Genomic DNA, 25,307 nt, shown 5'->3' on the forward strand with positions numbered 1-25,307 from the left:
AAAAAATATGCCGGAGTTTTTTTAGTAAATGCATTAGAGGCAAAATACAAAAATGCAGCAAAGAGTTTTACATGGCAGTGGTTTTTCCCGGCAATACAATTAACCTATGAACAAAAGAGCGGGAAATACAGGCGATATCATCTTCATGAAACTCTTGTGCAAAAGGCGATAAAAAAAGCGGTAGACAAATCAAGGATTACCAAACGTGCCACTGCTCATACTTTTCGCCATAGTTTTGCCAGTCATTTATTGCAGGCTAACTATGATATAAGAACCATTCAGGAGTTGCTGGGGCATAGTGATGTAAGAACCACTATGATTTACACGCATACGGTAAAGAGCCAAACTTTAAAGGAGGCCAAAAGTCCGCTTGATTTCTGATTATTTGATTTTCAATCGTAAATTGTTATTTATCATTTCTACCAATGATTTTGGAACGCCATGCTCAATTGCCAATTCGTTCCATGCTGAAATGTGCTCTGTGGTTTCGTCAATGATATGATCAATTTTCCGTTTGACAAATATCGGGCTTAATTTTTCAAGGCCATAGAAATCTTCACGTATAAAATTGTCTCTCTTCCCATTGAGCCTCATCCAATGACTGCTTACCCAAAGACTCCCTGGTTTGTAACTGTAAGCTAAATCATAGGCTGGAGCCAATTGCCACTGATGCTGGTTATCCAGCATGAATCCAAAATTTTTAGAATGATCGTCGTGATTACGTGCAATGATATTAAAAACCATGCGTTTAAATATTTGCAATGCATCATTCGGGCTTAATCCAAGATCTCTTGCAAGTGAGAATACTTCCTCATATGAATAAGAACCGACTTTTTTATAATCGACATGTGCTATACCATTTAATGTTTGTATGTGTATCTTATGATTGCCGTTCCGGTCGAACCGTTTGGTAATGAAATGGCGTCTGTTTCCTTCATTCAGCAAGTGACAGGGCATCATATCTATCCCGCATGCTTTTGCCATGAGGTGATAAACATATTCCATTGTGCCATACCCCATTGGGTCTCCAAATGTTTCCTTATTTTTGTTCGTTTCACTGACTCCATCAAATTTCATTACGAAATGAGTGAACCCTTCAGGTGCGTCTGTCTGCCCAGATCTCACCTGAGTGAAGTCTTTATTAAATGCAAGTACTGCTTTAGGTCTGGCACCACCTGCACTCATACCAACAGATAATAGTGCCATCATTGCTTCTTTATTTTCTTGTCCTTGTGACCCAAGCGTTGCTTTGAATTGTTCTCGTTTAGCTAAAATTTCCTGGGCGATAGAAACCAAAGATTGGATTTCAATATGTTGAGACTTATTCAAGTTTTTTCGTTGGATTGCCGGAGAATAGGTTAATGCCCCCATGCCACGGTTGCCAGTATATTGAAGGCGTTGCAATGGGGTGATTTCTTTTGCTGACTTTCCTTGAGCAGCTATCCAGGCATTCATCACCGCATTACCAAAATCATCAGGCAGAGAATCGGCAATTAAGCCAGGTAACCCTTTGAAAGTTTCATTATTATTTTCCGGAAACGAGTAAATCCTTTTGGATAAAGGCATTTTTATAGGCGAAAGCTCTATGCCAGTTTTAATAAAGCGAGATTCAAACTCAAATGCACCTACACTTGTTTCAGCATTAAAACTGACAGCACCAACATCTTGCCCATTGTATTTTACTCTAACGACTTCTATTACCATAAAGGCTTATCCTCTCTGATTGGTAATTCTTTCTTTTGAGATCTTGAAGCGCGTTGTCGTTTTTTCCCTTTTAGTTTAGCCAATTGTAAAGGAGATATTTCTTGTGCGGGTAAGAAAAAATTAAGGTGGTCTGCCAAGTCCAGTCCAGCCATAATTGCGACCAGATTTTTTAGCTGGACGTTACCTTTTTCTGCATTCAGAATCGTTCTCCTGCTTAAACCGGTTTTTGATGCCAATTGGTCCTGGGTTAAATCGGTATTCAACCTCGCTTGTTTTAGTCTGTCTCCTAATTGTTCCGCTATAGCAGCCGGGGATATTTTATTGAATGCCATAATGTCACCAATAGTGTATATTAAAGTATTATAGTTGATTAAAGTTTAAAATTAGGCATATTATAAACCACAATATTAAATAATGCAAATTATTTTTATAAAGAGCAAATATTTACACATTATATACAATACTATGGGTTAAGGGTTAAAAATATACACCTTAAGAAAGATTGTGTAGTATGGTGGTGAAGCTTCAGCAGTAATGCCACGTCAACTATGAAATATACCAACCTTTGTTAATGTAACATAACCCTCAAGCTATCCGGAAGAAGGAGATTATATGCCCATACGGTAAAGAGCCAAACCTTAAAGGAGGCCAAAAGTCCGCTTGATTTCTGATTATTAAATATTCCATTCTAAAAAAATTTTTGCTTTAATAATGCTTAGTTGATATATAGGAAATAATTTATAAGCCTTGCACATTATTTTAACCGGCAATTGTAAAATAACGAAAATATATGATAAGTACCGGATATCAGCAAAGAACTTACCGGAATTTAATAAAATCGGATAGTCTTGTTTCGTTTAATGTTATTTCCCAGGAAACGGATTTACTGGTACATGCCAAAAAGCCATTAAATAAATTAACTCTGGAGATGGTTTTAAAACACAGAGGTTTTATTGAAAAGTATATCAGAGAAAATCCTGAATTTTTAAAAACGATAGTTCCATGGAATATCGAAGGCTTTGCACCAAAAATTATAAGAGATATGATAAATGCCGGTAAAAAAGCCGGGGTTGGTCCGATGGCTGCTGTAGCAGGTGCTGTTGCGCAAAATGTCGGCAATGATCTTTTGCTATATTCGGATGAAGTAATAGTTGAAAACGGCGGAGATGTATTTTTTAAAACAAATAATGCGCTTACAGTCGGCATTTATGCTGCTGATTCTCCATTGAGTCTTAAAATCGGATTGCGTATTGACTCTTGTGGTCAACCTGTTGCAGTATGTACCTCATCAGGGACTGTGGGCCACTCGCTTAGCTTTGGAAAAGCCGATGCGGTTTGTATAGTATCTGATTCATGTTCTCTTGCGGATGCTGTGGCAACTTCTTTAGGAAATCGTGTTAAGAAAAAAAAAGATATTAATGATGCTATAAAATTCGGCAATACAATTGAAGGTGTTAAAGGGATTGTTATTATAATTGGTGATGCTGCCGGTTTCTGGGGAGATATAGAGGTGGTGTCTCTGTAGATACAGCTTGTTATTTGGCAATTAAAAGGTTTGGTTTACCTACAAAAGAGCTGCTGAGCATATGAGGATTCAAGGGGCCAAGGGTTCCATGCTTGGCGATTTGTGGTGTTTCACTCGAACCCTTGAACCCTTGACCCCTTGAATCCTTGAACCCTTAATAAACGGCGCAGCCGTTATAATAAACTAGAGGTTGTAATGAAAACTGTTTGGGCACCCTGGCGCATAGAATATATTCTTGATAATAATAAAAGTTCAGGTTGTGTTTTTTGTAATGCTTTAGGCAAAGATGACGCCCTGACTCTGTTTAAGGGGAAATTATCCATGGTAGTAATGAATAAATTTCCTTATATCAACGGCCATCTTCTTGTTGCACCGGTTAAGCACATTGCCGGTTTGGATGAGCTTGACAGAAAAGAAAAAGCGGATTTGCTTGAACTTGTGGATAGATCAATATCAATATTAAAGCTTGTAATGAAACCGGATGGATTCAATGTAGGCTTAAACCTTGGAAAGGTTGCCGGAGCAGGCATTGAAGAGCATCTGCATTTTCATATAGTGCCGAGATGGTTCGGCGATACAAATGCGCTTACAGTATTTGCCGATGTAAGAGTTATCCCTGAGCATATAATGGCTACTTATAATAATTTAAAACCACACTTTGATAATTTGGCTGGGTTGTAAGACAAAATCAAATATGGACTCGCAAAAAAACAGGAGATTCAAATGAAAAAATTCAAAATAGGACTTTTATCAGTCATTTTGGGAGTCTTAGGTTTGTTTGTTGTGCAAAATATTGCTTTTCTTCTTGAGAAGAAAAGTTTTGTCATAAACTTCTATGTTCTTAAAGAATACAATACCCCGGCATTACATGTAGGGATAATTATGCTTATATGTTTTGTTGCAGGATATCTTGTCGAATATATAGTAGCGCTATTTGAACGTTTTACATTAAATAATATAATTAAAGGCTTAAATTATACTATAGAGTCTAATATAGAAAAGATTGCTGATCTTAAAAATGAGGTTGCTTCTATTAAAAAAGAAGTATCTACATTCCAGGACAAACAAAACCAGAAAGAACAAAAACAGATAGAACACATTTAATACTTCATTTTTAGTTTTAAATTATTTCAAGAGTGCCTTGCTGTATGTATCCATCTAACGCAACACCAATGATAAAACAGTATCTTTCCATTAAACAAAACTATCCTGATGCAATACTTTTGTATAGAATGGGAGATTTCTATGAGATGTTTTTTGAGGATGCCAAAACAGCATCCAAAGTTCTTGAAATCACCTTAACATCACGAAATAAAAAAGAAGAGAATCCTGTGCCAATGTGCGGGGTTCCTCACAAGGCTGTGAAGAGTTATATTGCAAAATTAATTACTAATGGCTTTAAGGTTGCTATATGCGATCAAAAGGAAAATCCTGCCGAAGCAAAAGGCCTTGTTAAAAGAGACGTTGTAAGAGTTATTACTCCTGGCATGATCATCGAAGATGAATTTTTAGATGAAAAAGCCAATAATTATATTCTTTCAGTTTCCCGTAATTTAAATACCTTTGGACTTTCCTGTATTGATATTTCAACCGGGCTGTTCCGATTGACAGAAACCGGCGATCTTTTACTTCTTGCCGAAGAAATACAAAGAGTTGCTCCAAGTGAGATACTTTTGCCCCAAATATCAAAAAGCGATCAATCTTTATCCGGTTTGATAAATGGATTAAACACAATTCCTGTTACCTATCTTGATGACAATAAATTTGATTTTGACAAGTCCCGCGAAAGACTTGTCGAGCTTTTTAAAACCTTATCGCTTGAGGGATTCGGATGTGAGGATAAAAAAGCAGGCATCTGTGCCGCAGGGGCGCTGATATATTACATACGCGAAACCCAGAAGCAAAGCGCAGGGCATCTTACCTCAATTGAAACCTATAATCTTGAAAAATATCTTCTTATTGACGAAACAAGCTGTCAGAATCTTGAGATATTTAAAAACATACGAACCGGTACAAAGCATGGAACACTTCTTGGTGTTTTGGATTGCACCAAAACACCTATGGGCGGAAGGCTTTTGCGAAGATGGTTAAGATATCCGCTGCAAAGCAAAGAAGAAATACTATACCGGACAGATGCGGTAGAAGAATTAGTAAATGATGTTGCGGATAGAAAAAATATAAGGGAACTTTTAAAAACCGTTTATGACATAGAGCGCCTGGGAAGTAAAATTGTAATGGGCCATTGTAATGCCAGAGATCTTGTAGCGCTTAAATATTCTCTTTTTACAATTCCCTCAATAAAAACCTGTGTTGAAAATTTCAAATCACCTTTTTTTGCATGGGATCAAGAAATCGATGATTTATATTTCCTTGCAGAAATAATTGAAAAAGCAATCAGAGAAGATGCCCCTCCTGTATTAAATGAGGGGGGATTGATAAAAGAAGGATTTAATGAAGAACTTGATGCTCTTATAAAAGCGTCAAGCCAGGGCAAGGGTTGGCTTGCAAAGCTTGAAGCAAAGGAGAAAGAAGAAACAAAAATAAATTCTCTTAAAGTCAGGTTTAATAAGGTTTTCGGATATTATATAGAAGTATCGAAATCCCAGTCAAAATTTGTGCCCGCTCATTATATAAGAAAACAAACGCTTGTTAATGCTGAAAGATATATTACTGATGAACTGAAACAATATGAAAAGGATATTCTAAATTCACAGGACAGAAGAAACATCCTGGAACATGAATTATTTTCTCAAATAAGAGAAAAAGTTGCAAAACTTAATCCGGCTATTCAACAGATTGCACATTTTATAGCAAGGCTTGATTGTGCTGGTGCACTTTCCGAAGTTGCCCATGAAAATAATTATTCAAAACCCGATTTGAACAATGAAGGTATCATATCAATAGAAGAAGGCCGCCATCCGGTAGTTGAAAAAATGATAACAGGCGAAAGATTTGTGCCTAATTCAATAACTATGGATGATGAAAACAATCAGATTCTTATAATAACCGGTCCTAATATGGCGGGAAAATCAACAATTTTACGCCAGGTTGCACTGATCGTTCTTTTGGCGCATATCGGGTCCTTTGTGCCTGCTCAAAAAGCTTCAATAAATATTACCGACAAAATTTTTACAAGAGTTGGGGCTTTGGATAATCTTTCGTCAGGCCAAAGTACCTTTATGGTTGAGATGCAGGAAACAGCTAATATTTTAAATAATTCCAGTGCAAGAAGTCTTATTATAATGGATGAAATAGGAAGGGGAACCAGTACCTTTGATGGTATCAGTATAGCATGGGCGGTTGCCGAATATCTGCATGATCTTAATGATAAAGGGGTTAAAACACTGTTTGCAACACATTATCATGAACTGATTGATCTGGCTTTAACAAAAAAGCGGGTGAAAAATTTTAATATTTTAGTAAAAGAATGGAATGATGAAATAGTATTTTTAAGAAAACTGGTTGATGGCGGAACAAACAGGAGCTATGGAATTCAGGTTGCAAGGCTTGCAGGTATTCCGGAAAAAATTATAGCAAGAGCAAAAAAAATTCTTTATAAGATAGAAGATGAACATGCAATAAGCGGGACGCCTTTGTTTGCCCAAAGCGAGTCCGGATTAAAACATGGCCAAATTCAGCTTGATATGTTTCCGAAACCTGAAAACTTTATTGTTGAAAGGCTCAAAAATGTTGATATAACAAAAATGACTCCTCTTGACGCATTAAATTTCATTAACGAACTACAGGAAAAGGCGAATAACGCATAATGAAACAAACCGGGGTGGTTAAGCAATGAATCAACAAATCTGCAAAGATGAAAGCGGAATCTTGCGTAATATAATTTTAAAATTAAGAAGACACATGTTTTATCTTGCAGTCTTCTATCTTGCTATTATCCTGTGTCAGTCTTGCGTATCATTTGCCGGTAACGCGAAAAGTAAATACTTTGAAGCAGAAGTTGCCTATAAATCATTAAGAAATAATACTGCCAGGCAAAAATACAGGCAGTTCTGGCTGGAATGCATTAAAAAATTTGAAAACGCATATCGTGAAGATCCGGAAGGACCCTGGGCTGCCGCAAGTCTTTATATGTCCGGCCAACTTTATTATGAACTTTATAAACATTCTTATTTAAAATCGGATAAAAATGAGTCTCTTGATGCGTATGAACGGATAATAAAACGTTTTCCGGACAGTAGGTATTTTGTTAGAGCCAAAAAAGAAATTGAAAACATTTCGGAAAAAAAATTAGCTGATAGAAAGGACGTAAGTTTTGATGGACCGGAAACAGGTTTAAAAGAAGATAGTGAAAAACAATTTGGAACCGATGTTGATTTGCCGGCGGAAATTTCGGATTCGATCAAAGATATTATTGAGCAGATAAACACTCAGAATGAATATGATAAGAAAAGCACAGGTTCAAAAAGCACAGGCATTGCAACGATAAAGGATTTGAGGCACTGGTCGAATCCTAATTACACAAGAATTGTTATCGATGCGGATGATGAAACAGTATATACATACAAATTGTTAAAACAGGACCCATCCATTAATAAACCTCAACGTTTGTTCATAGATTTAAAAAACAGCAGACTTGGCAGCAACATAAAAAAGGTAATTCCGATCAATGATGATTTACTGATTGATGCAAGAGCAGGACAGTATATGCCTGAAACAGTAAGAGTTGTTGTTGATATTAAATCTTTTAAAACCTATAAAATATTTTCCCTTAAAAATCCGTTTCGGGTTGTAATAGATGTATGGGGAACCCGTGATGAAGAAGATAAACAGGTTTATGCATCTTCAAAAAACAAAGAAAATGGAACTGGGGATCTGGCCAAGCAGTTTGCTCTGGGTGTTAAAAAAATTACTATCGATATGGGGCACGGAGGACAGGATTATGGGGCTCCAGGTTATGTAAAAGGAACACACGAGAAGAATATTGTTCTTCTATTAGGCAAAAAGCTTGCTGAAAAAATCCGGAAAGAGCTTAATTGTGAAGTAGTAATGACCAGAAGCAGTGATAAATATCTTACTCTTGAAGAGCGTACGGCTATCGCAAACACAAAAAATTCAGATCTTTTTATATCTTTGCATACCAATGCTGCCCGGAATAAACAGGCATATGGTATTGAGACATATTTTTTAAATCTTGCTACAGACAATGACGCTATTCAGGTAGCAGCACGCGAAAATGCCACTTCAACAAAAAACATTAGTGATTTACAAACAATTTTAGATGATCTTATGCAAAATGCCAAAATAAACGAATCAAGCCGCCTTGCAAGCCATGTGCAGGAATCTGTTTGCAGGCATTTAAATGGAAAATACAGCATGATAAAAAATAAAGGCGTTAAGCAGGCGCCTTTCTATGTTTTATTGGGAGCGCAGATGCCGGCCATATTAATAGAGACATCTTTTATCAGCAATAAGAGAGAATGCCAACGGTTAAGCAGTTCCAAATACCAGGATCACTTATGCGATGGCATAATCAAAGGCATCCGCAGCTATATAAATGAAATAAATCCTACCGCTTTTTTGAGAGAATCACCTGAAAAAGGCGGTTAAATCATAACTGCTCAGGTTCACAGTTTTTTAAGTTCATGGTTAAAGGTTAAAGAGATACAGGACTCAAAGGAACCAACCATGAACCATGAACCATGAACCGTGAACTTATAACAACATGAGCAATTTTAAATCTTAAATAGAATATTACCTAATTACGTTATAAGAGTCTTAATATGGAGGAGGTACAATTATGAATTACGAAAATATTATTTTTACAGTTGAAGATAAAATAGCAACTATCGCTTTTAACAGGCCCAAAGCACTTAATGCATTAAACGAGGAATTATTTAAAGAGCTTTCCGACGCTCTTGATAATATTTCATGTGATGAAGATGTTCGGGTACTTATTCTGACCGGTGCCGGGGAAAAATCTTTTGTTGCCGGCGCCGACATTACCGAACTTGCCAAGTTTAATTCGCTTGAAGGTAAAATATTTGCAAAAAAAGGTCAAACTCTCATTGGCAGGCTTCAGGAATTGCCTATACCGGTTATAGCTGCCGTAAACGGATTTGCGCTTGGCGGAGGCTGTGAAGTTGTACTTGCGTGTGATATAGTATATGCTTCCGAAAAAGCCATGTTCGGACTGCCTGAAATCAATCTTGGCCTGATCCCTGGATTTGGAGGTACTCAGAGACTTCCCAGGCTTATTGGTACTAATATGGCAAAGGAAATGATTTTTACCGGCAAGATGATTCCGGCAGCAGAGGCGATGACAATCGGGCTGGTAAACAGAGTTTTTGCTCCTGATGCCCTTATGGAAGAGACTCTTAAAACGGCTAAACTGATTGCTTCAAAAGGAAAAGTTTCTTTACGTGCCGCAAAGCAGGCCGTTAACAATGGTATTAATGCTGATCTTGTTACCGGGTGCAGCATAGAAGCAGATGCATTTGCCTTGTGTATGTCAAGTAAGGATAAAAATGAAGGCACAACCGCTTTTCTTGAAAAAAGAAAAGCGGTTTTTAAAGGCAGCCTGAAAGATTAACAGGTTTTGCATCTTGATGTGACTTACCGCTAACTATAATAATTTATTGATTGAGCCACTTTCAAAACGTTTCAGTTTGATCAAGCTCAAGGCGGGTGAAAATTTTAACCGCAGGAATACATGGAGTATTTCGAGGATTAAAATTTTCACCCAACGCAGAGATCGGCCAAAATGGGGCGTTTTGAAACTGGCTCGATTGTAAACAATTGACATAGCCGTAATAATTGGATAATATAAGCCTCTATTTAGCGGGACATAAAAACTGATGCTATCAGTTTTAAATATAACGAGACCGGTATGGAAAAACCAAAAATAATTATCCAGCTGATATGGGCGATAGCCCTTATTGTTGCAGGAATCGGCGTATTTTACCAGATTCCATATAAAATGGAGCAGCTGGAACAGATCAAACATCTTTCTTCCGAAAAGTACTTTATCAAGTTTTGTTTTTATCTTCTGGGTGTTTTACTGGTTGGTGGCGGGCTTAAAAAAATCTATAAATATTGTGGCAAATCTAATGGTAAAGAGCCGGATAATTAAATCTAAACGGCAAGTGCATTAACTATTGTTTTGCAGATTAGATCTTATTATTCCGGCAGGATAATAAAATTATACGGTGATAAAAAGCTTATGCTGAGAAATACTGAAAATTTTAATGCCAAAGATAGTGTGCAAAACCTTAAATCAGAGGTTCAATCCAGGACAAAGCTACAGGATATATGCAATAAAATATATGCCGCTTCAAATCTGGACGAGATACTGGTTAACCTTAAAAATGAAATAACTTCGCTTTTTGAAGCTGAAAGAATAACTGTTTTCGTTGTTGACGGGAAAACAAGAGAACTTGTCTCAAGATTTAAATCCGGTTCCGAGGTATCTGAAATTCGTATTCCCGTTTCCATAAACAGTCTCGCCGGGTATTCGGCCACGAAACAGAAGCTGATTAATATTAAAAACGTGTACGATGAGAAAGAACTTGCCTCAATTGATGCTGTATTAAAATTTGATAAAAGCTGGGATAAGAAAACCGGATTTGTTACAAAACAAGTACTTGCTTATCCGATCATATTTAAAAAGTATTTGCTGGGAGTAATTCAGCTTATTAACCGGAAAGACGGTTCCTCTTTTAAAGAAATAGATGAACATGCCGTTGAAGAGCTTGCAAAAATTCTTGGCATTGCCCTTTATAATCAAAAACGGATAGCAAAGTCCAGAGCTACAAAATTCGACTACCTTTTGGAAAATCATATTCTTACACAGAAAGAACTTGAAAAGGCGATATCTGATGCAAGGCAGCGAAGAGAAAATGTTGAAAATATTTTAATATCAGAATTAAAGATCGCAAAAAAGGAAATATTAAAATCCCTTGCGGAATATTACAAGGTTTCATCTGCCGAATATACTCCTACCTTTCCGATTCCGGGTGATCTTTTGACAGGATTAAAAGTTCCTTTCATGCGTAATAACCTTTGGGTTCCTTTGCGAAGAGAAGAAAATAAAATCATAATAGCGATAGACAACCCTCAGGATATTCAGAAGATAGATGAAATTAAGGCTTTATTTCCCGGTAAAACCCTGATATTTTCCGTGGCTTTAAAACAGGATATACTTGATCTTATCAAGCTGTTTACGCATGATGAAAAAGAGCTTGCAGGTATAGATGACATCCTTTCCAAACTTGCAGCAGAATCGGAGGAGATTGAAGAAGCCGAGGCCGGTGTAGGGGAAGAAGACAGTGCGGTTGTTATGCTTGTAAATAAAATAATTCTTGATGCTTATGCAAGAAGGGCTTCTGATATACATATAGAACCTTATCCCGGAAAACAAAATACGCAGGTAAGAATAAGAATTGATGGCGCCTGCACACTTTATCAGACGGTTCCGTACAGCTATAAAAATGCGCTTGTATCCCGTATAAAAATCATGTCCGACCTTGATATTGCCGAACGTCGCAAACCGCAGGATGGAAAGATAAAGTTTAAAAAATATGGTGGAAAAGATATAGAGCTTCGTGTTGCAACCGTTCCGACCCAGGGCGGGCTTGAAGATGTGGTTATGCGTATACTGGCGGCGGGAGAACCTTTACCTCTTAGTAAAATGGGTTTTTCAGAGAAGAATTATGATAATTTTATAGGCGCCATAACCAAGCCTTACGGCATAGCTTTTGTGTGCGGTCCTACCGGTTCGGGAAAAACAACAACGCTTCATTCAGCGCTCAGCTATATCAACAAGCCCGAAACAAAAATATGGACAGCGGAAGACCCTGTTGAAATCACACAAAGAGGATTAAGACAGGTTCAGGTTAAGCCCAAGATAGGCTTTGACTTTGCTGCCGCAATGAGATCGTTTTTGCGAGCCGACCCTGATGTTATCATGGTAGGTGAAATGCGTGATAAAGAAACCACTCATATAGGTATAGAAGCTTCTCTGACAGGCCATCTTGTATTTTCAACACTTCACACAAACAGCGCTCCTGAAAGCATAACAAGGCTTCTTGATATGGGTATGGATCCCTTTAATTTTGCCGATGCTATCTTATGTATTCTTGCCCAGCGGCTTGTAAGAACGCTTTGTAGCAGGTGCAAGCAGACCTATCATCCTACACAAGCTGAATATGATGAACTTTTAAGAGAATATGGTCAGGAAGCTTTTGAAAAAAATCTTCATATCCCTTACACGGACGATCTTGTTTTATACAAAAGCAATGGATGTGATGAGTGTAATAATACGGGTTATCAGGGTCGTATGGGCATCCATGAGCTGCTGATGGGCACCGATGAGATGAAAAGTCTGATTCAGAGTCTGGCCAAAATTGAGGATATACGAAATCAGGCGATAAAGGATGGTATGACTACGCTTAAACAGGATGGAATAGATAAAATTTTTAAAGGGCATACCGATTTGCTGCAGGTAAGAAAGGTCTGTATTAAATAGTTTCTCTTACCGGCCCATTTGCAGATGATCTGTAAATTTAGCAAGTTGTTTTTCATAATACTGCTTGTCTTTTCCAGCCATCGAAAGAGCTTTCCTTCCAGCTTCTACAGCGTCTTTATACCGGCCAGCTACAAAATAACTTTGGGCCAGAGTATCGAGTGTATGGGGGGCTTTCTCTTTTTTTACCGCAGCTTCGGCATATATAATCGCCAGATTAGCGTTTCTTATGTTTTTATCTTCACAAGTTGCGTAAAGCCAGGCAAGGTTATTTAGAACTTCTGGATTTTTGGAATCAATAGAAAGAGATTGTTTGTAAGCATTTTTTGCTTTTTCATAAAGGTTGATACTGTAGTACAGGTCTCCAAGCATGGCAGGAAATTTTTGATCATCCGGATTATCCTGGATTAAACCAAGAATTATCTTTTCTGAAAAAAATATTTTTATTCTTTTACTGCTTTCCCCGAAATTCAAATTATATCCGATAACTCCTGTAATGATCAAACACACAAGATAAACAGCGATGCTTTTTTGTATTTTTCTGTCTTGGCGCTTTATCCAGCTTTTGTCATCCTCACATTTATAAAGATATTCAATCCGTTCTTTTATGCTGAAATGATGCCAGTTTGGTTTGTCAGGAGGTTGTCCGCTAATGTATGAGATTTTTTGAAATGCGGATATGAGAGGTTTTGCGCTGGTAAAAAATGAATAAACATAAGCATCTGCCTGGCGTTCGAAATTTCGCATAAAGTACGCAAAAATAAATCGGAAATACACAAGAAATATTGCAATTATTAAGATGCCTGACGAAATTGATATAACAGTTGAATATTCTACCCCCAAACCGCTTAAAAAAAGAAATGCTGGTTTAGCATAAATTCCGGCATATAAGATTAAATCAAGCACGGAAAACGATACTATTATGTAGCCTAAAAAAAACAAAAGATAAAATGCAAGATGATGCCGTTTAACATGTCCTATTTCATGGGCTATTACGGTTTTCACTTCATCAGGATCAAGTACTCGTAAAAGCGGTTTTGTAACTAAAATATAGCGGAATCTTTTTGCAAGTCCCATGACTCCTGCTGTGATCATTCTGTTTCCGAACAGCGGCCAGTATAAAATCTCTGAAAATTTAACACCGGCCCTATTGCACATCTCTTCGATTAAAAAGCGATGTTCTCCCTGTTCAAGAGGTTTGCATCTCCAGATTTTAAGAATCATGACAGGGCCGGTGATGGCGATTATAAAAAGAAAAAATATTACAAAAGCAAGTTCGCCGAAAGTAGTTGAAAGAAAGTTTTTAGGACCGTCAAATGGCAGGTTATTAATTATATCGATAATGACTGAAAGCAGCAGCCAGGGCAGGATAACAGGAACACCAAAAGAAATATTTGATGTTATGTACGAACGTCTTGACATTTCATCAGAAGGATAAAGTTTTTGGTAAGCCCCATATGAGCATGCCCATACAATAGATAGATAAGATACAAAAAGACATATAAATAGAAGTGCTTCAAAAGTAGGGGCTGATCTGAAAAGACTAATCTTTTGAGTATAAGAAGGAAGTGCAAACCAGTAAATGTTTATGGCAAAAAGAAAAATGGCAAGTATTAAGAGTTGCGTTGATAAAGATTCAAATTTGTGTTCAGCAAAACGGATGCTTTCGTATAAAATACTTTTTTCAAGCTTTTTAAATTTCAGATAAGAAATACATGAAAATATTATTGCTAAACCAAAAAACAGGAAAACATTTTCAAGTGAAATGCCATTTCCTTTGGCTTCAGAATAAGTATTTGTAGAATATATCAGAACAAAAAAAATAAAATATATAAAGTTTTTAAACATATGAGATTATTATTATTATTTCAGATATCTTTCTTTTTCACTGTATATGCAACCGCAATATTTCTGCCTGTAAAGATCCAGCCTTCTTGATTCATCTACCCCTTCTTTCCATCCTGTGCGAAAATCGTTGTAGTAAAATTCAATTCCAATGGATTTTCCCAAAGATTCTCCTATTGCTTTGATAACATCATGTTTCTGGTAGACGCTATACAAAAGTGTTGTGGTAAAAAAATCAAATTTATTTTCTTTTGCAAAAACGGCAGTTGCATTTAAACGTTCGTAATAACAGACAATACACCTGTTTTTCTCCCTGAAAGCAGTTTTTTGCAAAAAGCCTTCTAAATCGTAATCATCGCGATAGATTACTTTTAGATCAATTTGTTTTGAAAATTGAACCAGAGTATCCCGCCTATTTTTATACTCGGTGTATGGGTGAATGTTGTTATTATAAAAATATCCGGAAACATTCATTTTTTCATTACGTAGTATTGTTACCGGGTAGATAGAGCAAGGCGCACAACATATGTGAAGAAGAATTTTCATTTTCTTTCACCAAAAATAGCGGTTCCTATTCTTACAAGAGTTGCTCCTTCTTCTATTGCCGTCTCAAAATCTCCGGTCATTCCCATGGAAAGTTCATCCATCAAAACATTTCCGATACCTTCCAAATCAAGGGACTTTATTATTTTGTCTCGCAATAATCTTGCAGCGGCAAAATATGGCCTTGATTTTTCGGGATCATCGAAAAATGGCGGAATTACCATCAGGCCTTTAACTAACAGATTTTTAAGACCGCTTATATTTTTTATAAGGTCAAAAACGTTTTCTTCCGTAATTCCTGATTTTGACTTCTCTTTTCCAATATTAACCTGAATAAGTATCTGCTGTATCTTATTGATTTTTTTAGCTTGCGAATCAAGCTCTACTGCCAGTTTGTATGAATCAACAGTATGTATCAGATCAAACATTTTTACGGCATATTTTGCCTTGTTTGTCTGAAGATGCCCGATAAAATGCCATGAAACATCGGTTGATGACAAAAGAAGATATTTATCTCTGGCATCCTGAATATAGCTTTCGCCAATAATTTGCATGCCGGATTCTATTGCTTCTAGAATTCTATCCGCAGGTACTGTTTTTGTTACTGCGATAATTTTAATATCTTCGGGGTTACGGCCACATGAAGTTGCAGCTTTGGAAATTCGATTTTTGATTTTGGTAATTATTTCTTTCAATATTTTTCCTTAATAATTATTGATCCTCTTTATCGAATCAAAACCTATAATGCCTTCTTTTATCAAAAATTCAATAACTTCACAAACCGGCAAACCAACAACGTTTGTATAAGAACCGTTTATGCTTTTTACAAGAAAGGTGCCTAAGCCCTGAATAGCATATCCTCCGGCTTTATCGAAAGGCTCCTTTGTGTGAATATACCACTCAATTTCATTTTCAGATAAATCCTTGAACAATACTTTTGTAATAATCGATTCGGAAAAAGATCTTTCTTTTGCTTTGCAGCATATGCAATAGCCGGTAACTACCTCATGGGTTTGACCGCTTAGGTCTTTCAACATTATTCTGGCATCATCACGATCTGAAGGTTTTCCAAGAATCTTTCCGTTTATTACAACAATCGTATCAGCTCCTATTACCCAGCTATCAGGATATTTATCCGATATATATTTTGCTTTTGATTCGGCAAGGATTTTTACATATATTTCGGGAGAAGAAACCGGAACAGTATTTTCATCAAAATCGCTTGGAATTACGGAAAAATTAATACCGGCCTGTTTTAACAGATACCTTCTGCGGGCGGATTTTGAGGCCAGAATCAAAAAGGGAGCATTGTTTTTTTTATAATTTATATCCATATAATCACTGTTACCAGAAGAAAAAATTATTTACAATAAATACGGACATGAATTCTTGACAATAGTTTTTATAGCATGTATTTGAAAAAGATGCCTGGGTGGCGGAATTGGTAGACGCAAGGGACTTAAAATCCCTCGGGGTTTATCCCTGTACGAGTTCAAGTCTCGTCCTAGGCACCAAAGGAATCAAGGGTTTAGCTGGCTTGGCTAATCCCTTTTTTCTTTGTTTTTGTGGATTGTACCCGTCTTTTTCCCCAATTTTTATTTCTTTTCACTGAATAGTTACTTCAATTTGAGATCTGATTATTGGGATTTGGTTTTTTTACTACTGTAATTGATAGCATTATTTATCATGGCTTTTGCCCAGTCAGGTGTGCCGAATGCATGAATATGGGTATATGTGGCAAAAACGTTTTTAAAAATAATTCCATCTTGTTTTTTTATAAATCCTGTTCCTCTTTCCAAACTGAAAGCAAGATCTTTTTCATCCCCATCCCATTTAAGAACATTAGAATAATGGAATTCATGCCCATAGATTTTGCTTCCAACTTCGTAATACGGATTTTTTTCTTTAACTTTACAAATAGTATATCCGTGAGCCTGGGGTTTTTTTGAAAATCCGAAAACAACCGGTAAAACTCCTGCCATGGCATAGGTTTGTCCATTAAAAATAAGTTCTTTGCCCAGATACATCAGACCACCACATTCGGCGTAAATAGGAAGGCCTTCTGCTGCCAGTAACTTTAATTTTTCTTTGAAAGAAGTATTTTCGGCAAGCTCTTTGGCATGAGTTTCAGGAAAGCCGCCTCCGATATATAATGCATCAATATCGGGAATGCTTTTATCAGACAGAGGGCTTAAGTACACCAGTTTGGCTCCGGCTGAAATAAGGGCATCAAGGTTCTCATGGTAATAAAACTGAAAGGCGGAATCTTTGATAACACCTATCCTGGGATTATGTTCAGAAGATATTGTCAAAGTACTAACTTTTTTTTCAGGTATTTTGTCCTTAATACTTATTTTCGAAAGATCCGGGGCATTGACACCGATCTGAAAAAGCATATCAAGATTTATATATTTCTTTGCCATGTCAGCTGCGGCAGAAATTGAATTACCCGCCCATTCATGTTCCGGTGTCGGAACAAGCCCCATATGCCTTTCGGGAAAATTTTGCTTCCCAAGCTTTGGAATGGAACCAAGCACGAATATTCCGGTGTGATGCTCAATAGTTTTTCTTAATATATTCTCATGCCTTGATCCGGCCACTCTGTTTAGTATTACGCCTTTGATATCAATATCGTGATCAAAATGCAGGCAACCTAATACAACCGCAGCCATTGTTCTTGTACTTTTTGTGCAATCCATACATAAAATAACAGGTGCTTTTAAAAGCTTTGCAAGCGCTGCTGTACTAGTAGTTCCTTCAACATCTATACCATCATATAATCCGCGGTTTCCTTCAATAACTGATAAGCCTGAATTTACAGAGTGGGAAAAAAATGAATTAAGAACTTGCTCTACAGGTGCAAGAAAAGTATCCAGATTGTAGCAGGGCCGGCCCGCAGCAAGGGCAAGCCAGCCCGAATCAATGTAATCAGGACCTTTTTTGAAAGGATATATTTGTTTTCCGGCAAGTTTTAAAGCGGAAATTATGCCGGTAGATATAATAGTTTTTCCTGAGCCGCCTCTTATTGCTGAAATAACTACTCTTGGGAAAACCATATTATCCGGCATTAATTAATAAAATTAATCTTCGTCTTCAGCGTGAGCTTGTTTGCCTACACCTTTGAGACCAATCAAAGTAGTACTTCCGCTTGACCAGTATTCAAGTGTCCCTTCGCCAACCATTTTATTTACCAGATTTTTTACAGCTCTTGGTTTTTCTTCAGGAGCCATTGCGTAGAAATCCTTAAGATAAAATTTGGATTTTCCTTTTTTGCCTTGAAGAGTTTCAACTATTGTCTTTTTTAAAGCTTCTTCATCCATTTTATGGCCTCACAAATAGTATAAACCGGGGCAATAAATACCCCGGTTATATGTTAAAAACGACTAGAACTTAAATTGTGTTGTCTGACGCCATGTAAAATAAGCCGGATCACGGAAATCATCGATGAGATGATGAGTAAACGGAATTTCACATTTATCAAAAAATCTTTCCCATCCGATTCTTTCTGCCCATTCTCCAAGACGCTCATATTTGTTTGCGTCATTGGCATAAGTTTCTACTATCTTCTTAATTACAGCTGTTGTCTGGGGCCAACGCGGAGCCTCATTGGGAAGAAAAGCAACTACAACCTTTGAAAACTTTGGAGTGCTTATCCTGTTGGAAACCTTACCACCGGCCATGATTACTATACCGTCGCCGACATCATCAGCAAGAGGCATGGAGGGGCACATTGTATAGCAGTTACCACAGAACATACATCTTTCATTGTTTACTGCAACACTGTTAAGTTTTGCTCCATTAACTTCTACTTTTGCAGGTTTGATGGCTGCTGTGGGACATGAGGCAATTGCAAGAGGAATTTCACACATCTTGTCCAGATATTCATGATCCAGAAGCGGAGGTTTGCGGTGATATCCGAGAATAGCGATATCAGAGCAATGAACAGCGCCGCACATGTTAAGACAGCAGGCAAGAGAAACACGCAGATGTGCAGGCATTCTCATGCTTTTGAAATCGTCGAAAAGAACATCCATAGTTGCTTTTACCGGCCCTGAAGCATCGGTTGCAGGGGTATGGCAATGAATCCATCCCTGTGTATGAACTATATTGGTTATTCCGGCGCCTGTGCCGCCCACAGGAAATTTGAAACTTCCGCCGTCAAATTTTCTGCTTTCAAGGTCTTTTTTCAAAGCAGCAACACCTTCTAAGCTGTCTGTGAAAAATTCTATATTGTTTCTTGTAGTAAACCGTAAATGTCCACCGCAATGCTTATCCGCAATTTCACAGATTTCACGAATATGAGTACAACTCATAAGACGGCAACCACCTACTCTTACTGTAAATAATTTATCACCTGTTTCTGAAACGTGAACTAAAACACCCGGCTCAAGAATTTCATGATACAGCCATTGGCCTTTGTTTTTAGCAATGATCGGATGATAGAACTCATCATATTGTCTCGGACCGATGTCAGTTATTCTGTTTTCCATCGGTTTTGCTGGATTGTATCCCGAGGATATAAATGCCATTGTCTTTACCCCCTATCTCTGATGATGTTTTCTGAATTCGTTAATGTCACGTGAAAAGCCGCCCTCAACTTCGTCTTCTTTCCAGAAGATGTAAGGATTGGATCTGGGCTCTTGAACATGCTGCGGCATCGGTGTTATGTTTGTCATTTCAAGAAGTTTCTGGAAACCCTGGCGTTTAATCAGCTCGCCAAGTCTTTCACGGTTTTTCCCTTCTTCCATCCACCAATCCCAAACAGCTTCGACAACTTCTTTGATTTCATCATAAGGATCTTCAGCTTTAATAAATGGAACAAGCAAAGAACCCATCTGAGCACCATCAAGGATCGGGGCCTTAGCTCCAACAAGTATTGAAAGGCCTCTGTCGTTACCGATTCTTAAAGCACGAGGCATAACGTTGATGCAATGCATGCATCTTGTGCATTCTTTGTCGTTGATTTCAAGCTTATCGCCTTCATAACGCATGCAGCCTGTCGGGCAGAGACCAACTACTTCCTTCTGAATGTCAAATTTGCCCCAGTCGCGTCCCGAATGAGCGCCACCATTAGGTGGATATTCGCCACCGACATAGGCTTTAACTTCCTTCTGATCAATCCTGATTTCATCACGCCATGTACCAATAAAAGACATGTCAGAGCGTGCTATTGAAGCAACGCAGCAGTTTGGACAGCCGTCAAATTTAAATTTAAATTTATATGGAAAAGCAGGACGATGAAGTTCGTCCTGATATTCATTTGTAAAAGTATGACATAAGTGCTGAGTATCATAACATGCATACTCGCATCGTGCTGTACCTATACAATCTGAAGGAGTTCTTAAGTTTGAACCTGAACCGCCCAGATCCTGATTAAGGTTATGGGTCAATTCAAAAAATATTTCTTCAAGCTGTGGAGTTGTTGTGCCGATCCAGACTATATCACCTGTTGATCCGTGCATATTAGTAATACCACTTCCACGCATTTCCCACAGATCGCAAAGTTGCTTTAAATATTTTGTTGAATAGAACTTACCGGCCGGCTGGCTTACACGAACAGTGTGAAAATGTGCTACACCCGGAAATTTTTCGGGTTGGTCACAATATCTTCCGATAACACCACCACCGTAACCAAAAACACCAACGATTCCACCATGTTTCCAGTGAGTTCTTCCATGTTTAAAAGAAAGTTCCAATATTCCCAGGAGATCTTCACATACATCTGTTGGGATCTGGTATTCTATACCTTTTGCATTTTTAGCTCTTACATCTGCCTCTTGCTTTAAATCAGATACAAAGCTAGGCCATGGCCCGCTTTCAAGCTGATCCAACAAAGGGGTCTTATGTTTCATTGTTTTACCTCCATGTTATTATTATGACTAAGTATACAAGCAAAGAACAACAAATTATATAACCAAAGCTTCCGCGTTCACCTCCCCTCGCTCTAGCACATTTATATTATTTTATAAAATATTCTTTTTAAAATCATTATTCCGAAGGAGTTTATCGTATAAAATTATTATTTTTCCTTGTCAATAAAAAAGGAATGTCAGGATACAGCTAAAAAATTTCTTATTGCCTCATATAATTCCCCGGAATGTCTGGGCAAGTTTTTGTTTATAACCATGATATCCGGTGCTGATTGGTTAAATGAATTTACAACAATAGTTAATAGCTCCATCAATTGATCTTTAGAATAGGATAAGAGATAATCTATAAGATTATGATTAAAATCACCTGGAATCTTATTTGATTCAATTTTTATAAGTATCCCATCCATAAAGCCTTTTATTGTTCCTTCGACCGCTTTATTATCAGCCCAGACTATATTACCTGTTCCATCTAACCTATCAAGACGCATCCTTATTGAAAGTACTGCAAGAAACATCAGTAATCCTTCAAAAACCTCATTAGAATCTGCAAGCAAACAATCAGTCATATTCTCTATTGCGTATAAAGAAGTATATTGTCTGACGGTTATAAGTTTTACATCAGGTTTGTTATCTGTAATCTTTACTACAAAATCTCCAGCCGCATGATGCCATGGAAATATCTGCTCAAATGTAAAAATGTTATAAAAAAAAGTCATTATCATGGCAGCCTGCCGGTATATTTCTGTGGCATGATCATCTGATATAAACACATTGCCATTGATATGATCCCACACAATTATTTTATTTCTACCGTCTGCGGGGTCCTTTGAAATATGAAATTCATTATATCCTTCAAACCACCGGGCGAGAAACATACTGATAGGAAGATTATTCCTTTTTGATATAATACTGCCATATCCATACACAAATGGAATCAAATCATTGGGTATTTCTTGATGAAGCCTTTGTAAAGTCAAATACTCATTTTCGGAACATTTGATACCGTCTTGTGATACGGCAACATTTAAAACAAAGGGGATTTTGGAATTGAGTGCAACGGCTACAACCTTTGCCGGATGATAAAACTGACCATGCTTTACAAGTAAAATCTGTATCTCATCTATTTGCTCAAGACATATCTCCTGTTTTGAATAAGACAAAGCATTTAATATAATTTCATAGTTATTTTTTTTAATAAAAGCAGCAGCAGCTTCAAAATAATCTCCATAAGTAATAGTATCGGGATTATCTTCACTCGATTTTACTTGTGTATTTTTTCTGTTTGAAGGCAGCGGCGTATTCCAGAGCTCGCTGTCAGGGTTGATAAGTTTTTCCTGACCGGTCAGGAAAAACTTAACTGGTGAGCCAGTTTCAAAACGGCCCATTTTGGCCGATCTCTGCGTTGGGCTCAAATTCCAATCCTCGAAATACCCGATGTATTCCTGTGGTTGAAATTTTCTCCCGCCTTGAGCTTGACCAAACTGAAACGTTTTGGAAGTGGCTCTAGTGGATTTAAACTTTTCGACAATGGGTGGCTACCTGTATTGTTCAAGTTCCTTTATAATTTCCGGTGCCACAGCATATCCAAGTTTTATTGCTATATCAATATGTTCAATAGCTTTATCAAATTGATCATTTTGCATATAAGATATTGCGAGGTTATTATGGGCGATCGCAAAATCCGGCTCAATTTCAAGAGCTTTCAGACTTGCTGCTATGCTTTCTAAAACAAGGCCTTTCATAAGGTAGGCATTAGCAAGTGTTGTATATGCCTGTAAAAAATTCGAGTTATATATAATAGCCTTTTTTAAAGCTGCGATAGCTTTATCAAGGTCACCTTTCTGGAGATGAATAAAACCTATATTTCCATAACCTTCGGAAAAGCCTGCCCGTGAATTTATTGACTGAGTGTTATAATGCAGGCAACCGTCAAGATCGCCACGCTGCAAGCAAATACCTCCAAGCTGCACATAGGCTTCAGCCAGACTGGGGCTGCAACCAATAGCTTCTTGCAGCTCTGCCTCTGCCTCGTCATATTTTTTTTGCCCGATCAAAGCTACAGCAAGATTGTAATGAGACGTCCCGCATTCAGGGTTTGATGCGATAGCCGCTCTCTGCATATCAATATATTCTTCTACATTTTTTGCTTGTACCATAATTATATCCTTGAGATTTTTTTATTAGGGGTTATTATGCAACAGTAAGATTGTCAAGAAGATTGTCAAGTAAAAAGGCAAACAGACATTATGAATAACAGAAATGAAGGGGATTTTATGATTACCGGATGCTTTACCGCCCTTGTGACACCATTTACAAATGATTCTGTAGATTATGAGGGTCTTTCAACACTTATTGATTTCCAGATTACAAATGGAATAACAGGAATTTTAGCCGTTGGGACAACAGGCGAAAGCCCAACTCTGACATGGGATGAGCACAACGGAATTATAGAAAAAGTTACAAAAAAATCCAAAGGCAAATGTATGTGTATTGCCGGGACCGGCAGCAATAATACAAAAGAGGCCCTTGCTGCAACAAAGCATGCCGCAAATGTCGGAGTTGATGCCGTATTGCTTGTTGACCCTTATTACAATGGACCCAGCTCTCTTGAAATACGCAAAGAATATATAGAACCTGTTGCTTCCGCTTTTCCTGATATAGATATTATACCATATGTAATTCCTGGAAGAACCGGGGCCCAGTTGCTGCCCGAAGATTTAGCAATTCTTTTCAGGGAACACAGTAATGTCAACACAGTAAAAGAAGCAACAGGCAATTTGGATAATATGAAAAAAACAAGAAAGTGTTGCGGAGCTGATTATAAAATACTTTCCGGCGATGATGGTTTAACTTATGATATGATGACTGATCCGGAAATAAATGCGGCTGGGGTTATTTCCGTTATATCCAATATTGCACCAAAAGCTGTTGTTTTAATGGTAAAAGCTTTGATTCAAGGCAATAAGGCTGAAGCAAAGAAAATAAAGACTGCTCTTGATCCTTTATTTGAACTTGTTACAGTCAAAACTACTGAAAAGACTCCTTACGGAGATGTAGTTTGCAGAGCAAGAAACCCCCTTGCCATCAAGGCTGCAATGACAATCCTTGGAATGCCTTCCGGAGGTTGCAGGAGGCCTTTGGGGAAATTGACCTTAAACGGGTTTGAGAAGGTTATTGGGATATTACGCAATATACAAACCAATAATCCGGAAATATTTAAGCCGGTAGAAGAGTTTTTTGATATCAATATAGAGAAAAGACTTAAAGATAATGCGGTTGCTAAAGACCTTTGTTATCAAAGTTACTAGCTATAAATATTATTGACTATTTGATGGACTCATTGAGAGTCCATCATTATCAATGATTGCAGCAAAAATAATTATTTTTTTGCTCTTCGTGCCACTTCTTCTTCATTTGTCTTGAACTTTTCACCTTTAAACAAGATTGAGTCAAGCCAGCCGCATGCAAACTCAATAAGTGCTACATCATCTTTTTTGATTTTTTCAGCAGTTGCATCATCAATTTTGTAAAGGGTCAAAAATGAGCTTTCGAAAATAAACCTCCTGAATTTATCAACATCATAGCATGCGGTAAAAAACATGCTTTTGGTTTTTTCCGTAAGCATGATGTTTTTCGGAAATGATCTTTTCTTTACTATTAAATCAGCCCATCCGGCATTGATTTTATCATGTATATCAACTCCCTGATCAATACGCCAATCTGCAATTGTCCATTCCTTCTCTTCCTCAAACCCCAAACAGTGCGGTTCCTTTACAAAAAAATAGAATCCGTCTTCATCAGAATCTTCTTTAAAATTAAGAGAGGCCACTCCCACAGGATAATACCGGCATGCAGTGGGCCTGTGTGTGTATACAAGGCACCCGTCATCTCTTACAAATGGGCAGGATTTCTGTTCATCATCAAGAAGCTTTAGAGTTACAATAGGCAAATCAGTTTTTTCAAGAAGCTGTGGCTCTGTATATATTGCCAAAAATTCCTCTGAAGAAAGAGAAAGAATGTCTTTCAGTTTTATTATATCATAAGGTGTTAAAATAATAGTTATACCTCTACAGCATTTGGTAAAACATTCAAGCTTGCTGTGGCATCTGAATTGAAATTTGCTGTCCAGGCTGTACTTGACAGGATCTATGCTTTCCATGTTGTTTTCTGTATCCATCGAGTTGTATCCTTAATAATACGAAATCAATATTTATTTTGTAAAAACAGATTTATGCTTATTTTTTAGTCTAACTAACCTTATAAGGCTAACCTGTCAAGGCGTTTGATATTTTCAAAATCAAAATACCCCTTCCTCATTTCGAAAGTAAAAAACCAA

Annotated in this window: 23 protein-coding genes and 1 tRNA gene; 11 read left to right on the plus strand and 13 right to left on the minus strand. The window is 37.4% G+C overall.

Going from position 1 to position 25,307, the window contains the following annotated elements:
• Window positions 1-381: tyrosine-type recombinase/integrase (locus KKC46_16155; protein ID MBU1055333.1), on the plus strand; the 381-nt coding region annotated here is incomplete at its 5' end.
• Here the strand turns inward: KKC46_16155 and KKC46_16160 are convergent.
• Window positions 382-1,704 carry a type II toxin-antitoxin system HipA family toxin gene (locus tag KKC46_16160; protein MBU1055334.1) on the minus strand — a complete coding sequence of 441 codons (1,323 nt, stop codon included), beginning with the start codon at window positions 1,702-1,704 and terminating at the stop codon, window positions 382-384.
• On the minus strand, window positions 1,698-2,036 hold the full coding sequence (locus tag KKC46_16165; protein MBU1055335.1) for a helix-turn-helix domain-containing protein: 339 nt from the start codon (window positions 2,034-2,036) through the stop codon (window positions 1,698-1,700). Before KKC46_16165 ends, KKC46_16160 begins: the two co-directional genes overlap by 7 nt.
• A 458-nt stretch (window positions 2,037-2,494) precedes the next feature.
• On the opposite strand from KKC46_16165, the gene KKC46_16170 reads away from it, so the two are divergent.
• From KKC46_16170 to KKC46_16205, 8 genes are all read left to right on the plus strand, one after another.
• Window positions 2,495-3,229 (plus strand): UPF0280 family protein, encoded by a 735-nt coding sequence (locus KKC46_16170; protein MBU1055336.1) that lies wholly within the window; start codon window positions 2,495-2,497, stop codon window positions 3,227-3,229.
• A 195-nt stretch (window positions 3,230-3,424) separates the two neighbouring features.
• A complete protein-coding gene (locus tag KKC46_16175; GenBank protein MBU1055337.1) occupies window positions 3,425-3,910 on the plus strand; it encodes an HIT domain-containing protein in 486 nt (161 codons plus the stop codon).
• A 42-nt stretch (window positions 3,911-3,952) separates the two neighbouring features.
• Window positions 3,953-4,333, plus strand: coding sequence for a hypothetical protein (locus KKC46_16180; GenBank protein MBU1055338.1), 381 nt, complete (start codon window positions 3,953-3,955; stop codon window positions 4,331-4,333).
• Window positions 4,334-4,377: 44 nt separating this feature from the next.
• On the plus strand, window positions 4,378-6,996 hold the full coding sequence (mutS, locus tag KKC46_16185; GenBank protein MBU1055339.1) for a DNA mismatch repair protein MutS: 2,619 nt from the start codon (window positions 4,378-4,380) through the stop codon (window positions 6,994-6,996).
• A 25-nt stretch (window positions 6,997-7,021) separates the two neighbouring features.
• Entirely contained in the window at window positions 7,022-8,797 is a 1,776-nt protein-coding gene (locus tag KKC46_16190; protein MBU1055340.1) for an N-acetylmuramoyl-L-alanine amidase, read from the plus strand.
• 190 nt (window positions 8,798-8,987) lie between these two features.
• A complete protein-coding gene (locus KKC46_16195; GenBank protein ID MBU1055341.1) occupies window positions 8,988-9,779 on the plus strand; it encodes an enoyl-CoA hydratase/isomerase family protein in 792 nt (263 codons plus the stop codon).
• 297 nt (window positions 9,780-10,076) lie between these two features.
• Window positions 10,077-10,319, plus strand: coding sequence for a hypothetical protein (locus KKC46_16200; protein ID MBU1055342.1), 243 nt, complete (start codon window positions 10,077-10,079; stop codon window positions 10,317-10,319).
• Window positions 10,320-10,409: 90 nt separating this feature from the next.
• Window positions 10,410-12,713, plus strand: coding sequence for a GspE/PulE family protein (locus KKC46_16205; protein ID MBU1055343.1), 2,304 nt, complete (start codon window positions 10,410-10,412; stop codon window positions 12,711-12,713).
• A 6-nt stretch (window positions 12,714-12,719) separates the two neighbouring features.
• Here the strand turns inward: KKC46_16205 and KKC46_16210 are convergent, their stop codons facing one another.
• The 4 genes from KKC46_16210 to maf are packed head-to-tail and all read right to left on the minus strand — an operon-like array spanning window position 12,720 to window position 16,432.
• Entirely contained in the window at window positions 12,720-14,558 is a 1,839-nt protein-coding gene (locus KKC46_16210) for a M48 family metalloprotease (protein MBU1055344.1), read from the minus strand.
• Between the two features lie 15 nt (window positions 14,559-14,573).
• Window positions 14,574-15,101, minus strand: a complete 528-nt coding sequence (locus tag KKC46_16215; GenBank protein MBU1055345.1) for an epoxyqueuosine reductase QueH — start codon at window positions 15,099-15,101, stop codon at window positions 14,574-14,576.
• Window positions 15,098-15,793 carry a YggS family pyridoxal phosphate-dependent enzyme gene (locus KKC46_16220; protein ID MBU1055346.1) on the minus strand — a complete coding sequence of 232 codons (696 nt, stop codon included), beginning with the start codon at window positions 15,791-15,793 and terminating at the stop codon, window positions 15,098-15,100. The genes KKC46_16215 and KKC46_16220 overlap by 4 nt, the downstream gene beginning before the upstream one ends.
• Before the next feature lie 9 nt (window positions 15,794-15,802).
• Window positions 15,803-16,432: a septum formation inhibitor Maf gene (gene maf, locus KKC46_16225; protein ID MBU1055347.1), complete on the minus strand. Its 630-nt coding sequence runs from the start codon at window positions 16,430-16,432 to the stop codon at window positions 15,803-15,805.
• 92 nt (window positions 16,433-16,524) lie between these two features.
• Between maf and KKC46_16230 the strand changes: the two genes are divergently transcribed.
• A tRNA-Leu gene (locus KKC46_16230) sits at window positions 16,525-16,612 on the plus strand.
• A gap of 123 nt (window positions 16,613-16,735) precedes the next feature.
• On the opposite strand, the gene cobB is transcribed toward KKC46_16230, so the two are convergent.
• From cobB to KKC46_16260, 6 genes are all read right to left on the minus strand, one after another.
• A complete protein-coding gene (gene cobB / locus KKC46_16235; protein ID MBU1055348.1) occupies window positions 16,736-18,154 on the minus strand; it encodes a hydrogenobyrinic acid a,c-diamide synthase (glutamine-hydrolyzing) in 1,419 nt (472 codons plus the stop codon).
• A 24-nt stretch (window positions 18,155-18,178) separates the two neighbouring features.
• A complete protein-coding gene (locus KKC46_16240) occupies window positions 18,179-18,418 on the minus strand; it encodes a dissimilatory sulfite reductase D family protein (GenBank protein MBU1055349.1) in 240 nt (79 codons plus the stop codon).
• 63 nt (window positions 18,419-18,481) lie between these two features.
• On the minus strand, window positions 18,482-19,627 hold the full coding sequence (dsrB, locus tag KKC46_16245) for a dissimilatory-type sulfite reductase subunit beta (protein MBU1055350.1): 1,146 nt from the start codon (window positions 19,625-19,627) through the stop codon (window positions 18,482-18,484).
• A 12-nt stretch (window positions 19,628-19,639) separates the two neighbouring features.
• On the minus strand, window positions 19,640-20,950 hold the full coding sequence (gene dsrA, locus KKC46_16250) for a dissimilatory-type sulfite reductase subunit alpha (GenBank protein MBU1055351.1): 1,311 nt from the start codon (window positions 20,948-20,950) through the stop codon (window positions 19,640-19,642).
• A 197-nt stretch (window positions 20,951-21,147) separates the two neighbouring features.
• Window positions 21,148-22,356 (minus strand): hypothetical protein, encoded by a 1,209-nt coding sequence (locus KKC46_16255; protein MBU1055352.1) that lies wholly within the window; start codon window positions 22,354-22,356, stop codon window positions 21,148-21,150.
• A 150-nt stretch (window positions 22,357-22,506) separates the two neighbouring features.
• Window positions 22,507-23,127, minus strand: a complete 621-nt coding sequence (locus tag KKC46_16260) for a tetratricopeptide repeat protein (protein ID MBU1055353.1) — start codon at window positions 23,125-23,127, stop codon at window positions 22,507-22,509.
• A 117-nt stretch (window positions 23,128-23,244) separates the two neighbouring features.
• Here KKC46_16260 and dapA point away from each other — a divergent pair, with 117 nt between their 5' ends.
• Window positions 23,245-24,279, plus strand: a complete 1,035-nt coding sequence (gene dapA, locus KKC46_16265; GenBank protein ID MBU1055354.1) for a 4-hydroxy-tetrahydrodipicolinate synthase — start codon at window positions 23,245-23,247, stop codon at window positions 24,277-24,279.
• Between the two features lie 71 nt (window positions 24,280-24,350).
• Here the strand turns inward: dapA and KKC46_16270 are convergent, their stop codons facing one another.
• Window positions 24,351-25,148: a YkgJ family cysteine cluster protein gene (locus KKC46_16270; protein ID MBU1055355.1), complete on the minus strand. Its 798-nt coding sequence runs from the start codon at window positions 25,146-25,148 to the stop codon at window positions 24,351-24,353.
• Window positions 25,149-25,307: the final 159 nt, after the last annotated feature.

The sequence above is a fragment of the Pseudomonadota bacterium genome (genome assembly GCA_018817425.1).
GTDB lineage: Bacteria > Desulfobacterota > Desulfobacteria > Desulfobacterales > RPRI01 > RPRI01.

Excerpts from the sequence above, each read along its gene's own strand:
- KKC46_16205 (MBU1055343.1), top strand. The coding sequence starts at position 10,410 with ATGCTGAGAAATACTGAAAATTTTAATGCCAAAGATAGTGTGCAAAAC.
- KKC46_16180 (MBU1055338.1), top strand. The coding sequence starts at position 3,953 with ATGAAAAAATTCAAAATAGGACTTTTATCAGTCATTTTGGGAGTCTTA.
- dsrB (MBU1055350.1), bottom strand. The coding sequence starts at position 19,627 with ATGGCATTTATATCCTCGGGATACAATCCAGCAAAACCGATGGAAAAC.
- cobB (MBU1055348.1), bottom strand. The coding sequence starts at position 18,154 with ATGGTTTTCCCAAGAGTAGTTATTTCAGCAATAAGAGGCGGCTCAGGA.
- mutS (MBU1055339.1), top strand. The coding sequence starts at position 4,378 with ATGTATCCATCTAACGCAACACCAATGATAAAACAGTATCTTTCCATT.
- maf (MBU1055347.1), bottom strand. The coding sequence starts at position 16,432 with ATGGATATAAATTATAAAAAAAACAATGCTCCCTTTTTGATTCTGGCC.
- KKC46_16240 (MBU1055349.1), bottom strand. The coding sequence starts at position 18,418 with ATGGATGAAGAAGCTTTAAAAAAGACAATAGTTGAAACTCTTCAAGGC.
- KKC46_16255 (MBU1055352.1), bottom strand. The coding sequence starts at position 22,356 with ATGGGCCGTTTTGAAACTGGCTCACCAGTTAAGTTTTTCCTGACCGGT.
- KKC46_16195 (MBU1055341.1), top strand. The coding sequence starts at position 8,988 with ATGAATTACGAAAATATTATTTTTACAGTTGAAGATAAAATAGCAACT.
- KKC46_16270 (MBU1055355.1), bottom strand. The coding sequence starts at position 25,148 with ATGGATACAGAAAACAACATGGAAAGCATAGATCCTGTCAAGTACAGC.
- KKC46_16170 (MBU1055336.1), top strand. The coding sequence starts at position 2,495 with ATGATAAGTACCGGATATCAGCAAAGAACTTACCGGAATTTAATAAAA.
- KKC46_16175 (MBU1055337.1), top strand. The coding sequence starts at position 3,425 with ATGAAAACTGTTTGGGCACCCTGGCGCATAGAATATATTCTTGATAAT.
- dapA (MBU1055354.1), top strand. The coding sequence starts at position 23,245 with ATGATTACCGGATGCTTTACCGCCCTTGTGACACCATTTACAAATGAT.
- KKC46_16190 (MBU1055340.1), top strand. The coding sequence starts at position 7,022 with ATGAATCAACAAATCTGCAAAGATGAAAGCGGAATCTTGCGTAATATA.
- KKC46_16160 (MBU1055334.1), bottom strand. The coding sequence starts at position 1,704 with ATGGTAATAGAAGTCGTTAGAGTAAAATACAATGGGCAAGATGTTGGT.
- KKC46_16210 (MBU1055344.1), bottom strand. The coding sequence starts at position 14,558 with ATGTTTAAAAACTTTATATATTTTATTTTTTTTGTTCTGATATATTCT.
- KKC46_16200 (MBU1055342.1), top strand. The coding sequence starts at position 10,077 with ATGGAAAAACCAAAAATAATTATCCAGCTGATATGGGCGATAGCCCTT.
- dsrA (MBU1055351.1), bottom strand. The coding sequence starts at position 20,950 with ATGAAACATAAGACCCCTTTGTTGGATCAGCTTGAAAGCGGGCCATGG.
- KKC46_16165 (MBU1055335.1), bottom strand. The coding sequence starts at position 2,036 with ATGGCATTCAATAAAATATCCCCGGCTGCTATAGCGGAACAATTAGGA.
- KKC46_16215 (MBU1055345.1), bottom strand. The coding sequence starts at position 15,101 with ATGAAAATTCTTCTTCACATATGTTGTGCGCCTTGCTCTATCTACCCG.
- KKC46_16260 (MBU1055353.1), bottom strand. The coding sequence starts at position 23,127 with ATGGTACAAGCAAAAAATGTAGAAGAATATATTGATATGCAGAGAGCG.